At 35.4% G+C, this 14,269-nt stretch carries 8 protein-coding genes and 1 tRNA gene; 3 read left to right on the top strand and 6 right to left on the bottom strand.

The annotated features are described in order from the left end of the window. Positions 1-6: 6 nt before the first annotated feature. On the bottom strand, positions 7-3,114 hold the full coding sequence (locus tag ABD963_RS01115) for a TAT-variant-translocated molybdopterin oxidoreductase (RefSeq protein ID WP_345275095.1): 3,108 nt from the start codon (positions 3,112-3,114) through the stop codon (positions 7-9). A 33-nt stretch (positions 3,115-3,147) separates the two neighbouring features. After that, the gene (locus ABD963_RS01120) at positions 3,148-4,446 is read right to left on the bottom strand and encodes a c-type cytochrome (protein ID WP_345275930.1); all 1,299 of its coding nucleotides are present in this window, start codon (positions 4,444-4,446) and stop codon (positions 3,148-3,150) included. A gap of 224 nt (positions 4,447-4,670) precedes the next feature. Here ABD963_RS01120 and ABD963_RS01125 point away from each other — a divergent pair, with 224 nt between their 5' ends. Further along, positions 4,671-5,060, top strand: coding sequence for an SPOR domain-containing protein (locus ABD963_RS01125; RefSeq protein ID WP_345275096.1), 390 nt, complete (start codon positions 4,671-4,673; stop codon positions 5,058-5,060). Positions 5,061-5,117: 57 nt separating this feature from the next. Here the strand turns inward: ABD963_RS01125 and infB are convergent, their stop codons facing one another. From infB to rimP, 3 genes are read right to left on the bottom strand one after another with little or no spacing between them, the layout of a single operon-like run. Further along, positions 5,118-7,829: a translation initiation factor IF-2 gene (gene infB / locus ABD963_RS01130; protein WP_345275097.1), complete on the bottom strand. Its 2,712-nt coding sequence runs from the start codon at positions 7,827-7,829 to the stop codon at positions 5,118-5,120. A 29-nt stretch (positions 7,830-7,858) separates the two neighbouring features. Further along, positions 7,859-9,091 carry a transcription termination factor NusA gene (nusA, locus tag ABD963_RS01135; RefSeq protein ID WP_345275098.1) on the bottom strand — a complete coding sequence of 411 codons (1,233 nt, stop codon included), beginning with the start codon at positions 9,089-9,091 and terminating at the stop codon, positions 7,859-7,861. 13 nt (positions 9,092-9,104) lie between these two features. Then, positions 9,105-9,566, bottom strand: coding sequence for a ribosome assembly cofactor RimP (gene rimP / locus ABD963_RS01140; RefSeq protein ID WP_345275099.1), 462 nt, complete (start codon positions 9,564-9,566; stop codon positions 9,105-9,107). Positions 9,567-9,786: 220 nt separating this feature from the next. On the opposite strand from rimP, the gene ABD963_RS01145 reads away from it, so the two are divergent. After that, on the top strand, positions 9,787-10,611 hold the full coding sequence (locus tag ABD963_RS01145) for a universal stress protein (RefSeq protein ID WP_345275100.1): 825 nt from the start codon (positions 9,787-9,789) through the stop codon (positions 10,609-10,611). Positions 10,612-10,723: 112 nt separating this feature from the next. Here ABD963_RS01145 and ABD963_RS01150 read toward each other — a convergent pair. Continuing rightward, positions 10,724-10,796 (bottom strand) — tRNA-Gln (locus ABD963_RS01150). A gap of 151 nt (positions 10,797-10,947) precedes the next feature. Here ABD963_RS01150 and ABD963_RS01155 point away from each other — a divergent pair. Then, on the top strand, positions 10,948-14,256 hold the full coding sequence (locus tag ABD963_RS01155; RefSeq protein WP_345275101.1) for a glycosyltransferase family 117 protein: 3,309 nt from the start codon (positions 10,948-10,950) through the stop codon (positions 14,254-14,256). The last annotated feature ends 13 nt before the right edge of the window (positions 14,257-14,269 follow it).

Genomic DNA, 14,269 nt, shown 5'->3' on the forward strand with positions numbered 1-14,269 from the left:
TTAGATTTATGCTTCTGTTATATTTCTCACTTTTGTTTGGTACATCACGTTTGGTTTTGTTCCAACGTGCTCCAATAAGTGATACATACGATTATCTTCTTTAAGTTTTGCAACTTTACTTTCTTTATCATTAATGTCTCCAAAAACCATAGCACCATTGTTACAAGCTGCTGAACAAGCTGTATGGAATTCACCATCTTTAATCTCACGTCCATCACGCTTCGCATCCAAAATGGTTTTTTGTGTTTTTTGAATACACATAGAACATTTCTCCATTACACCTCTTGAACGCACCACCACATCTGGGTTTAATACCATACGCCCTAGGTCATCATTCATATGATAATCAAACTCATCATTACCATTATACAAGAACCAGTTGAAACGACGTACTTTATAAGGACAGTTATTAGCACAGTATCTGGTACCTACACAACGGTTGTAAGCCATATGGTTTTGACCTTGACGGCCGTGAGCCGTTGCAGCTACTGGACACACTGTTTCACATGGTGCGTGATTACAGTGCTGACACATAACGGGTTGAAAAGCTACCTGAGGGTTTTCGGATGGGTTTTCCATTTCTCCAAATTCACTCAATGAACTTCCTAAACCTGAAATGTTATCTTTCTTTTCGTTATCACCTTCGAAAGACTCTTGTGATGAATAATATCTATCGATACGTAACCAGTGCATATCACGGCTACGGCGTACTTCCGTTTTTCCAACTACAGGAACGTTGTTTTCTGCATGACAAGCAATCACACAAGCACCACATCCTGTACAAGCATTCAAATCAATCGATAAATTGAAATGGTGCCCGATGGAACGATCAAACGAATCCCATAAATCTACTTCTGGAGACGTTACTGGAGTTTCTTCATGATTTAAAGACACTTTAGGCACTTTGTTCCAACCATGTTCATGGTCTTCTCTATCATAAGTATTAAATATCTCTAAAGTAGTTTCTTTGATGATATCACCACGACCCATTAACGTATTATGTAATTGAACACAAGCAAATTCATGCTCGCCTCCAACAGCTTCAACAGTTACATTTTGAACGTTATTGAAGTTTTGATATAATGGATAGGCATTTACACCTGTTTGCATTTCGGTTTTTAAACCTTTTGTTTTTCCATAACCAAATGCTAATCCGACCGAACCTTTAGCTTGTCCTGGTTGAATAATTACAGGAGCTGTTACTGAAACTCCATTTACAGTAACTTTAGCATAATTACTATTTAAAGCTCCGTTTGCAACATTGATATTGGTTAAACCAAGTTTTTCGGCATCAGCTTTAGAAACCGTTAAGTAATTATCCCAAGATGTTCTTGTAATAGGATCTGGGAATTCTTGTAACCATGGGTTGTTGGCTTGTTGACCATCACCCATACCAACTTTGGTATATAAGGTTAACTCTAAACCATCACTTGCTTTTACTGATGCAGCTAGAGCTCTTGCAGCATTTCCAGACGGTGTTTCTACAGTTTCCTTGGCCTCTGTAGTATCCTCAACTTCAGTAGCAATTGTTCCAACAAAAACACCATCATGTAGCGCTTTATTGAAAGAACTTCCTCCTAAAATGCTTGTTCCCCATGCCTCTTTTATATAATCATGGTAAGAACTATCGTTTCCTGTCCATTTTAACAACACTTCTTGAAATTGTCTAGTATTAAACAACGGACGAATAGCTGGCTGTGTTAATGCATAATGTCCCTTCTTTAATTCTACATCTCCCCAAGATTCTAAGTAATGAGGTGCCGCAGCTATATAATCAGTTTCTGAAGACGTTTCATCAACTTTCATTGAAAACGACACAGATAATTCTACTTTTTTTAAGCCTTCAGCAAAATCTGAGGCATTTGGTAAGGTATATAATGGATTCACACCACTCATGATGATAGCACCCACTTTACCAGCTTTCATATCGGTTACTAATTGTGCAACTGCTTTATCACTACCTTGTCTTGTTTTTATTGGAGTTTTCGGGTCGAAAGCTTTACTTGCTAAAGCTTCGTTTATCTCTAAAACTACCGTTTGAGCATTGACATCTTGAATACCAGTAACTACAACACCATTGCTTCCTGCTTTCTTTAATTCTGAAGCTGCCTTTAGTATAGCACTATCAATATGTTCTGGTAAACTTCCAGAAACAGAACCACCAACTACATAACTATATAATTTAGCTAAAGCTAATTTTTGCTCGCTAGGTGTTAATGGTACACGCTTGTCAGCATTCGCACCGGTTAACGACATATTGGATTCAAATTGAATATGGCGAGACATTTTGCCATGGTCTGGAATTCTGTTTTTAGAATATCCAGAATCAAATCCGCCACCTTGCCAATCTCCTAAGAAATCTGCCCCAATAGATACAATCGTCATCGCTTTTGCAAAATCGTAATTAGCTAAAGCGCGCTCACCATATTTAGCTTGGTAAGCATCCAATGCAGCAGATTCTGAAATGGCATCATAAATTACATGACGCACATTACCATATTTTTCAGAAAATTCAGCAATTAATTTACTGGTTGATGGGCTTGCAAAGGTTTGTGTTAATAAGACAATTTGTTTACCAGCATCTTTTAATTCATTTAACTTTTTAGTTGTCTCAACATCAAATGTATCCCAAGAAATGGATTCTCCATCTTTTTTAGGACTTTGCACTCTTAAGCTGTCATACAACCCAAGAACAGAAGCGTTCACTCTGGCATTGGCACCACCTTTGGTAGCGGCCATCGTATTGTTTTCAATCTTGATTGGACGACCTTCACGCGTTTTAACTAAAACACTAGCAAAGTCAAAACCATCAGCAATAGTAGTTGCATAATAGTTGGCAACCCCAGGAATAATCTCCGTTGGTTGCACTACATAAGGAATTGATTTTTTTACTGGTCCTTCACAAGCCGCTAAAGATGCAGCAGCAGTGCTAAAACCAACGTATTTTAAGAAATCGCGTCGTGTTGTAGAAGTTGCCTCTAATGTTTTTTTATCACCTAAAAATTCATCAGTAGGTATTTCTGCTACAAACTCGTTTTGTTTTAGCGTCTCAACAATAGAGCTATTCTCGTTTAGCTCTTCAACACTTTTCCAGTATTTCTTGTTTGATGACATATTATATAATTGAATTACTTCTTTATTAATTTATTAATAGTGACACTTACCACATTCTAATCCACCCATTTGAGCAGCTGTTAATTCTTCTACACCATATTTTTTAGACAATTCTTCATGTATTTTAGTGTAGTAAGCGTTGTCTTTTACATTGACATTGGTTTCTCTGTGACAGTTTATACACCAACCCATGGTTAATGGCGCGTGTTGGTACATAATTTCCATTTCTTCAACAGGACCGTGACATGTTTGACACTCAACACCAGCAACTGTAACGTGTTGTGAGTGGTTGAAATACACAAAGTCTGGTAAATTGTGAATACGGACCCATTTTACAGGCTGTGTTTCACCAGTGTATCTTTGTTCAGCATCATCCCAGCCAACAGCTTTGTATAATTTCTTGATTTCACCATCATAAAATTCTTTTGAGTATTCAGGTGTTGTTTCACCATTGTACTCATAAATAGATTTATGACAGTTCATACAAATATTCAATGAAGGAATTCCAGAATGTTTACTTACTCTTGCTGAAGAGTGACAATATTTACAGTCAATCCCATTATCTCCTGCATGAATTTTATGGGAATAATGTATAGGTTGCACTGGTTGATACCCTTGGTCAATTCCTATCTGCATAAAATATCCGTAAACAAAATAGGCACTGGATAACAAAAAGAAAATTGCTACTACCAACATTAAAAATTGATTCTGTACGAAAGCTTTCCAAAGTGGTGTTCTTTTGGTTTCTTCAGGTAATTCTATATTTTGAGCCGTAGCAAAACGACGTAAGGTTTTATTAACTAAATATAAACCCGTTGCCAATAACACAAACAGAATGGCTAAGGCTCCTAAAATAATATCGTTTGAAACACCTGCAGCCGGTTGAGAAGTTACTCCACCTCCTTCAATGCTAGCGCCTCCGGCTTCCGCAGGAGCTGCTTTTTCTTCAGCGGTGTACGCCAAAATATTATCAATATCCTCATCTGAAAATTGAGGGAAAGCTGTCATGGCAGCACCACCGTACTCATTGTATATTTTATTGGCATAAGCGTCACCTGATTTTATAACACCAGCACTGTTACGAATCCAAGCATAAAGCCATGCTCTGTCTAAACCTTCTGTCTCTGCTAAACGCGCTTCCACATTACGTAAAGCAGGGCCTGTCATTTTTTTATCTAGTTGATGACACGCGGCACAATTAGCATTGAATAATGATTTTCCTTTAGCTGAATCCCCTTCTTGAGCAGAAAGAACTGATGTGAAAGCTAGTAAAATAATTAAATTTAAACGAAGAAAGTTTTTACTTAATTTACGGTGAATCACCTGTTTCATATTGTTGGTTAAATTAACTTCTATACTTTGGTATGATTTTTTCATATAATAATTGAAAAAAATACAGTTAAAAAAATCTCTCGCAAAAGTAATATTAAAAGTCGATTTTAGAAATGTTAGAGAAGTGTTAATTGCTAATTTAGAGGGATTCTAAATAATAAAAAAGACCACAATTAAGTTTATATCGTATACATTTGTGTAAATATATTTTGAATATGAAATCAATGAATTTGAAAATTAGCATTTTAACCGTTTTTTGTATCATTTTAAGTATCACTGAAAGTTATGCTCAACAACAAGGTTCTGTTGTTATTCGGCAAGATAAAAAAATAGATGATTTACTGGAACTTAAAAAAGAGATGAACAAAAACGAGAATGACTCGGAGAGATATAAAATTCAAGTTTATTCAGGTAATCGTGTTGGTGCACAAAATGTCGAAAAAGAATTTTCACAATCTTTTGGAGATTGGAAACCAACCATGGAATATGAAACCCCAAACTTTAAAATTTGGGCTGGAAATTTTAGAACGCGATTAGAAGCTGATAGGGCTTTAGATAAAATCAAAAAAAAGTTTCCTAGCGCATTCATTTTCAAGCCAAAAAAAATAATGTAAAATAATACTCATAAAAAAAGCGCCTATTATGGGCGCTTTTTTTATGTCACTAGGGTACTATTTTAATTTCTTTTTTACCTCAACTTCATGGAAGGCTTCAATGACATCACCTTCCTTAATATCGTTATAGTTTTTAATTTGCATACCACAGTCATAACCTTTGGCAACTTCTTTTACGTCGTCTTTAAATCGTTTTAAGGAAGCCAATTCGCCTGTAAATACAACAACCCCATCACGAATCAATCTAATATTAGATGTTCTGAAAATTTTACCATTTGTAACCATACATCCAGCAATGCTTCCAATTTTAGATACTTTAAAGATTTCCCTAATTTCAGCTGTACCTGTAATCTCTTCTTTAAGTTCCGGAGATAACATGCCTTCCATAGCATCTTTAAGATCGTTTATAGCATCATAAATGATTGAGTAAGTTCTAATATCAATTTCTTCTTTATCTGCAATAGCTCTTGCATTTCCAACTGGTCTCACGTTAAATCCAACAATAATAGCATCGGATGCTGAAGCTAACAATACATCGCTTTCAGTGATGGCTCCAACCCCTTTATGTAAAATATTCACTTGGATTTCTTCAGTAGATAATTTTTGGAATGAATCGGTCAATGCTTCAACGGAACCATCCACATCGCCTTTAAGAATGATATTCAACTCTTGGAAATCTCCAAGGGCTATACGTCGACCAATTTCATCAAGTGTAATATGTCGCTGTGTTCTTACAGACTGCTCGCGCTGTAATTGGGCTCTTTTAGCCGCAATTTGTTTCGCTTCACGTTCATCTGCAAATACGTTGAACTTGTCACCTGCTTGAGGCGCACCATCCAAACCTAAAATAGATACAGGTGTAGACGGACCGGCTTCATGAACATCATTGCCGCGTTCGTCATGCATCGCTTTTACTTTACCACTATGCTGCCCGGCTAGAACATAATCGCCAACACGTAACGTTCCTGCCTGTACTAAGATAGTAGACACATAACCTCGTCCTTTGTCTAGAAATGCCTCAACAACCGTTCCTGTTGCTGGTTTATCCGGGTTTGCTTTAAGCTCTAATAGTTCAGCTTCAAGCAACACTTTTTCCAATAATTCTTTTACGCCAGTTCCAAATTTAGCTGATATATCATGCGATTGTATTTTACCTCCCCAATCTTCAACCAACAAATTCATTTGAGCCAATCCTTCTTTGATCTTATCAGGATTCGCATCGGGCTTATCAATTTTGTTTATGGCAAAAACGATAGGTACTCCTGCTGCTTGTGCGTGCGAAATAGCTTCTTTAGTTTGTGGCATAATATCATCATCTGCAGCCGCAACTATAATAGCAATATCTGTTACTTGCGCTCCACGAGCACGCATCGCTGTAAAGGCCTCGTGACCTGGTGTATCTAAAAATGCTATTTTTTGACCATTTTCCAATTCAACACCATAAGCACCGATATGTTGAGTAATACCACCTGATTCACCAGCAATTACATTTTCTTCACGAATATAATCCAAAAGAGATGTTTTACCATGATCTACGTGACCCATAACAGTTACAATAGGTGCACGTGGTTTTAAATCTTCTGGTTTATCTTCAACAACTTCAATAGATTCTTCAATATCGGCAGTTACAAATTGCACTTGGTATCCAAATTCTTCGGCTACAATAGAAAGTGTTTCTGCATCCAAACGTTGGTTCATCGTAACCATCATACCTAAGGACATACATGCGGAAATAATTTCAGTAACGCTAACATCCATCATAGTCGCTACTTCACTCGCTGTAACAAATTCAGTTACTTTTAGTATTTTGCTTTCAGCTGCTTCTAGTTGTTGATCAATTTCAGTTTGTTCCCTGTGTTGATCTCTTTTATCCCTTCTGTATTTGGCACCTTTACCTTTAGTGGATTTTCCCTGGAGTTTTTCAAGTGTTTCTCTCACTTGTTTTTTCACATCCTCTTCACTAGGCTCTTCTTTAACGATATTCCTACGACCTTGACCTGGTTTACCTTTAAACCTATCATTCCCGCTAGTTTTATTTGTCGTTTCCCTTTTACTGTCTTGCGGACCCCCTGCTTTACTGATACGACGACGTTTTCTTTTATTTGCAGAAGATGGATCACCAGATTTTGCTTCTTGCTTCTTTTCTTCTTTTTTCTTCTTGGGTTTATTGAATTGAGTTAAATCAATTTTATCGCCTGCAATGGTTGGTCCACTGAGTTTTTTATATTGAGTTTCAACTTTCTCTTCTGGTGTCACCAATTCCCCATCTACAATAATTTGCTTTGGTTTTGGTTTTTCCAACTCTGGTTTTTCCTCAGCTTTCTTAATCTCAACTTTGGGAGCTTGTTCTTGGGGCTTTACAGGTTCTAGTTTTGAATCAATTGATTTTTCTTCCGCTTTTTTCGGTTCTAAATCAATTTTTCCAACTTGCTTAGGGCCTGTAAGTATTTTTGAAGCTTTAACTATGTCTTGTTTTTGGGCCTTTTCAACAGCTTCTTGTGCCTTTTGCCTAGCTTCTATTTCTTGCTCACGCTTGATACGTAAATCTTCCTTTTCTTTTAGCTTTGCTTCACTTACTGCTTGCGACTTCACTTTTTTGTTAGCATCCGTCTCAAATTCATCTGAAAGAATTTTGTAAGTTTCCTCAGAAATTTTTGTTGTGGGACGCTTTTCTATCTCGACACCCTTAGAATCTAAAAATTCTACAGCACGGTCCAGAGAGATGTTAAGCTCGCGTAATACTTTATTTAATCTTATTGTTTCAGCCATAAATTGCCCTTAAAATACTCAAATATATGTTATTCTTCGAATTCTTCCCTTAAAATTCTAATAACGTCTTTAATTGTTTCTTCTTCTAAATCTGTCCTTTTCACCAAATCTTCGACCTCTTGTTCTAAAATACTTTTAGCAGTGTCTAAGCCAGCTTTACTGAATTCATCAATAATCCAGCCTTCTATTTCATCAGAAAACTCTCGTAACTCAACATCTTCTTCAGCTCCTTCTCTAAATACATCTATCTCATAACCCGTTAATTGTCCAGCCAGACGAATGTTATGACCACCTCTACCAATAGCCTTACTTACTTCTTCAGGTTTTAAAATAACCTCTGCACGCTTGGTCTCTTCATCAATTTTTATGGAAGTTACCCTTGCCGGACTTAATGATCGGGTTATGTATAATTGTAAATTGTTGGTATAATTGATAACATCGATATTTTCATTCCCTAATTCACGAACGATACCGTGAATTCTTGATCCTTTCATACCAACACAGGCCCCAACTGGGTCTATTCTGTCATCATAAGAATCTACAGCCACTTTAGCTTTTTCACCCGGTATTCTAACAACATTTTTAATAGTGATTAAACCATCAAAAACTTCTGGAATTTCTTGTTCAAATAATTTTTCTAAAAATAAAGGTGAGGTCCTTGACATGATAATGGTTGGTTTTGCACCTTTAAGCTCCACACTATCAATAACACCTCTTACGTTGTCCCCTTTTCTGAAAAAATCAGAAGGGATTTGTTTGTCCTTTGGAAGCACGATTTCATTGCCTTCATCATCCAACAAAATTACGGCTCTATGGCGAATATGGTGAACCTCGGCTGTGTAAATCTCCCCGACTAAATCCTTAAATTGCTTATAGATTATGGTGTTATCATGCTCATGAATTTTAGAAATTAGGTTTTGGCGTAAAGCCAAAATAGCACGTCTTCCCAAATCCACAAGCTTCACTTCTTCAGACACATCTTCGCCCACTTCAAAATCTGGTTCTATTTTGCGAGCTTCCGATAATGATATTTCTTGGTTTGGTTCTTCCACTTCTCCATCAGCAACTACCACTCTATTCCTCCATATTTCTAAATCTCCTTTATCAGGGTTTACAATAATGTCAAAATTATCATCATCACCATACTTCTTCTTTAGGGCACTTCTAAAAACGTCCTCTAAAATGGCCATTAACGTTACTCTGTCAATGAGCTTATCGTCTTTGAATTCAGAAAAAGATTCAATTAACGCGATATTTTCCATAACTCTTTTTGAATTAAAATTTAATCATAACTTTTGCTTCTACAATATCTGGGTAAGCGATTTTCGCCTCCTTTTTTACAGTTATTTTACCTTTACCAACGGGTTTAGGCTCCCTAACTTTCCATTCTAATGTAATATCGTTGTCGGTAGCCTTTGCAAGGGTTCCTTCCATTTTGTCTGAAGTTGTTTTTACTTCCAGTGTTCTTTTTAAATTCTTTATATACTGTCTTTTATGAACCAATGGTGCGGTGGCTCCAGCTGACATAACTTCTAAAGAAAAGTCTTCTTCTTCTCTATCTAAATTATGCTCAATGGCTCTGCTTATAAACATGCAATCTTCAACTAAAACCCCATTATCTCCATCAATAACCACCATAATATGGTTGTCGCCTTTTATAGAGAAATCAATAAGAAATAAATCTGATCTTTCTTCTAGTGCTGCTTCCAGTAAGTTTGTAACTTTGGTTTTAAACATTTTCAGTATAAAAAGAGGGGACTTTGTGTCCCCTCGAATCCTTAATTTTGCCTTTCAACGGTGCAAAGATATAACATTTTATTGATTTTTAAAGGAATATTTTATAAATTTAGATGTAACTTGCTTATGAAATTTGAATTGCACAAAACCTGAAAAACCGCATAAGTAAAAAAATGTTTTGTGAATAACATCTTTACAAAGTTCTAAACTAAATGAACATATGAAAAGAATTCTAGTCCCAACCGATTTTTCTGAACAAGCAGAAAATGCCCTAAAAGTAGCAGCACAATTGGCAAAAAAACACGATTGTGAAATTTATTTGTTGCACATCCTTGAAATACCTTTACAAGAGGTAGACCCCATAAGTTCCTACAGTAGTTTACCTGAAGCTGTATTTTTTATGAAATTGGCACATCAAAAGTTTGAAAAACTTAAGGACAAAAAATACTTAGATGGCTTAATTATTCACGAAATTGTAGATTTTCATGAAATATTCAAAGGTATTTTTCAAACTTGTAAAAAACATCATATAGACTTAATAATTATGGGATCCAACGGTGTAAGCGGATTAAGGGAAATGCTTATAGGAAGCAATACCGAAAAAGTGGTTCGCACCTCAGAAACACCGGTTTTGGTTATTAAAAATGAGCATAAAACTTTTAATGTAAATGATTTTGTTTTTGCATCAGACTTCAAAGATGAGAGCAAAAAAACTTATGAAAAAGCTTTGAAATTTGCCAAAACATTGGGTGCAAAAATACATTTGCTAATGGTTATAACACCTGCAAAATTTATAACAACCAACGATGCCCAAAATAGAATTGAGAATTTCGCTAACTCTTTCGATTTTTCAAATTACACCATGAATATTTACAATGATATAAGTATTGAAAAAGGTATTATGAATTTTTCGAAAACCTTAAATGCAGATTTAATAGGTATGAGCACCCATGGCAGACAAGGTATATCTCATTTCTTTAATGGTAGTATTAGTGAGGATTTGGTTAATCACGCCAAAAGACCTGTAATTACCTTTAAAATATAAAAAAGTTTTATTAACCAAATATTCTTCGTTTAACTGCGCTGGGGAAAAACTTACAGGCCAACATTTCATAAAAAATCCCAATCAAATTAATGATTAGGATTTACAATTATTGTTGGCCCACTAGGGCTCGAACCTAGACTCTTCTGGACCAAAACCAGACGTGTTGCCAGTTACACCATGGGCCAATGTGTAATTGAGGGTGCAAATTTAGTACAAAGTTTTATTTTCACAAGTATTTTTTTGAAAAATAATCATCAAAACTTAACGTTTACTTAAAAACATTTGCGTTAACAGATTTATTGCTAAATTCGCCAAAGCAAACAAACATAGACATACATGGCACATTTCAACTATAAAAAATGGAACACTATTTTAGGCTGGTTCTCTTTTTTAATAGCGCTTATTACATATACCTTAACCGTTGAACCTACCGTTAGCTTTTGGGATGCCGGTGAATATATTTTAACATCTTCTAAACTTCAAGTAGGCCATCCACCAGGAGCCCCATTATTCCAAATGATAGGTGCATTTTTCTCCATTTTTACTTTTGGCAATAATGAACTTATTGGATGGATGATGAATATGATGAGTGCTGTTTCCAGTGCTTTTACCATATTGTTTATGTTCTGGACTATTACTTTATTGTTGAAAAAATTAACTGGCCATAAAGAACTTTCCCAACCTAAAGCCATGGCTATTTTAGGTAGTGGTTTAGTAGGCAGTTTAGCGTTTGCTTTTACCGATTCGTTTTGGTTTAATGCCGTTGAAACGGAGGTTTACGCAATGGCAACTTTAATTATGTCCATATTATTCTGGCTAGGTTTACGCTGGGAACAAGACATGGATACACCCCGCGGTAATCGTTGGCTGGTTTTAATTGCTTTCATTATTGGTTTATCTTTTGGAGTGCACTTTATGGGGTTATTAACCATACCAGCTATTGGACTTATTTACTACTTTAAAAATTACAAAACCATTACCATTAAAAACTTTATTGTAGCCAATGTGGTTTCTGTAGCTGTTTTACTATTTATATTCAAATTGTTAGCACCAAATATTCTTAAAATATTCAGTATTTCTGAAATCTTTTTTGTGAATAGCATTGGTTTACCATTCAATTCAGGTTCTATCATAGCCGGTATCGTTTTAGTGGCTTTAATTAACTATGCCTTACGGTTTACTAGAAAAAAAGGTTTTGTTCATTTAAACACAGGAATTCTTTGTGTAACGTTTGTGATTATTGGATTTTCTACTTGGTTGATGTTACCTATAAGGGCAAATGCCAATGTGGTGATTAATGAAAATAATCCGTCAAGTGCGAGAGAATTGCTGGCTTATTACAACCTAGAGCAATACCCTGAAACACATCTGTTTTATGGCCCCCAGTTTACCGATCAATATGCATATTTGGATGAAAACAATCCGTATGTAGATGATAAGCCTAAATATGAAAAAGATTACGAAAAAGGCAAATACGTAGTAGTTAACGATTATAAAAACGCTAAACAAAATTACAATCACAAACACGCTTCCATTTTACCTCGTATGTGGAGTGCAGAGCATGCTGAAAACTACATGATGTTTTCTGGTTTTTTGGATTTTAAACTGAAACCAGAATATCAAATGGAAAACGAATTGCGTTCTGCTATTTCCCAATTTAAAAAAGAAGTCGCGCAAGGCAATGTAGATTATGAAGATTACAATAATTTCTTAAAGCGTTTTAAAAGTTACATAGAAATTGAAAAGCCATCCTTAGCTAGCAATATTGCTTATCTTTTTGAATATCAATTGGGCTATATGTATTGGCGTTATTTTATGTGGAATTTTTCTGGAAGACAAGATGATATTCAAGGAAAATATGATAATCACGGAAATTGGATTACAGGAATTAAATTTATAGATGAATGGCATTTAGGATTTTCGCAAGATAATTTACCAAGTGATGTTAAAAACAATAAAGCACTAAACACTTATTATTTATTACCTCTTATTTTAGGTCTTATAGGCTTCTTTTTCTTATTTAATAAAGACAAAAAACTATTTTGGGTCATGCTGGTTTTTTTCCTATTTACGGGAATTGCCATTCAAGTGTACACCAACGTGCGCCCTTTTGAACCACGCGAACGTGATTACTCGGTAGTGGGTTCCTTTTATGTTTTTGCCCTTTGGATAGGTTTTGGTGTTTATGGTATTTATGATGCTTTAAAAAATAAAATCTCTAAAAAATTACTAGCTCCAGTAACAGCTATAATTTGCCTAATTTTAGTTCCTGGTATTTTAGCGGCCAACAATTGGGATGACCACGATCGTTCTGGCAAATACACGGCCAAAGCCATGGCTAAAATGTATTTAGACTCTTGTGCTGAAAATGCTATTTTATTTACCATTGGTGATAATGACACTTTTGCTTTATGGTATGCTCAAGAAATTGAAGGCTATAGAACTGATGTTCGCGTGGTTAATACCAGTTTATTTCAAACAGATTGGTATATTGACCAAATGAAACGTAAGGCTTATGAAAGTGATCCTATTCCTTCACAACTCTCACACGATTTATATAAGTATGGCACTAATGATTATATCATTATCCAACCTGTTATTAAAGACACCTTAGAAGTAAAACAATTTTTAGATTTTGTTGCCAGTGATAATCCCAGAACAAAATACAAGTATATTTTGCAACAAGAAGGTGTTGATTTATCACAAGTTCGAAGCCAAGATTTAAACTCAACTTATATGCCAACGCCTTTTCTACGAATTCCTGTAAACAAGGAAAACGCTCTAAAATCTGGAATTGTTAAACCTGAAGACACAGACGAAATAGTACCTCATATTGATATTGAAGTAAAAGGTGGCGCACTTTATAAAAACAGATTGCTTATGCTTGATATTGTTGCCAACAACGAATGGAAACGTCCCATTTATTTTACTGGAGGCAGTTTTGGTGATGATGATTATATCTGGATGAAAGACTACTTGCAATTAGACGGTATGTGTTATAAATTGGTGCCCATTAGAACCCCTGTTGATAGAGCAAACCCCTTTGATATGGGCCGCGTTGATAGTGATTTAATGTATGAAAAAGTAAAAAATTGGGATTGGGGAAACAGCGGTAGTTCTAATATTTATCATGATGTTGAAACTCGTAAAAACTCTATTACGTATCGTGGTAACCTAGCGCGTTTGGCAGAGCAATTAATTAATGAGGACAAACTGAATAAGGCTGAGGAAATCGCAGATATTGCCATGGAAAACATGCCAGTTGAATACTTTGGATATTACACGCTTTTAGAACCTTTCATTAGCACCTATTATGAAGTAGACAGCAAAGAGAAAGCGCAACGTTTATTTAAGGATGTGGCTAAAAAATATCAAGAAAACCTAGCTTATTATAGTAGTTTAAAGATTGATAATCAAGAGCGTTTATTTGAAGATATTTACACTGATATTCAACGTTATAAAGGACTTATTGATGTCTTGCTAAAATATGATATTGAGTTTGCTAAAACCGAAGGTAATGTTTTTAATAATTACTTAAGGGCTTTTAAACATTTTTATGGTGATGATGAAAACGAAGATGAAATAAGAACCGACAAAGATATCCCTACAGATAGTGGTTTGAGGTCAATCGATACATCGAATTAACAAGGAAGAAGGT

The sequence above is a fragment of the Litoribaculum gwangyangense genome (genome assembly GCF_039543505.1).
Lineage (GTDB): Bacteria > Bacteroidota > Bacteroidia > Flavobacteriales > Flavobacteriaceae > Litoribaculum > Litoribaculum gwangyangense.

Excerpts from the sequence above, each read along its gene's own strand:
- ABD963_RS01120 (WP_345275930.1), bottom strand. The coding sequence starts at position 4,446 with ATGAAACAGGTGATTCACCGTAAATTAAGTAAAAACTTTCTTCGTTTA.
- nusA (WP_345275098.1), bottom strand. The coding sequence starts at position 9,091 with ATGGAAAATATCGCGTTAATTGAATCTTTTTCTGAATTCAAAGACGAT.
- ABD963_RS01145 (WP_345275100.1), top strand. The coding sequence starts at position 9,787 with ATGAAAAGAATTCTAGTCCCAACCGATTTTTCTGAACAAGCAGAAAAT.
- infB (WP_345275097.1), bottom strand. The coding sequence starts at position 7,829 with ATGGCTGAAACAATAAGATTAAATAAAGTATTACGCGAGCTTAACATC.
- rimP (WP_345275099.1), bottom strand. The coding sequence starts at position 9,566 with ATGTTTAAAACCAAAGTTACAAACTTACTGGAAGCAGCACTAGAAGAA.
- ABD963_RS01155 (WP_345275101.1), top strand. The coding sequence starts at position 10,948 with ATGGCACATTTCAACTATAAAAAATGGAACACTATTTTAGGCTGGTTC.
- ABD963_RS01115 (WP_345275095.1), bottom strand. The coding sequence starts at position 3,114 with ATGTCATCAAACAAGAAATACTGGAAAAGTGTTGAAGAGCTAAACGAG.
- ABD963_RS01125 (WP_345275096.1), top strand. The coding sequence starts at position 4,671 with ATGAATTTGAAAATTAGCATTTTAACCGTTTTTTGTATCATTTTAAGT.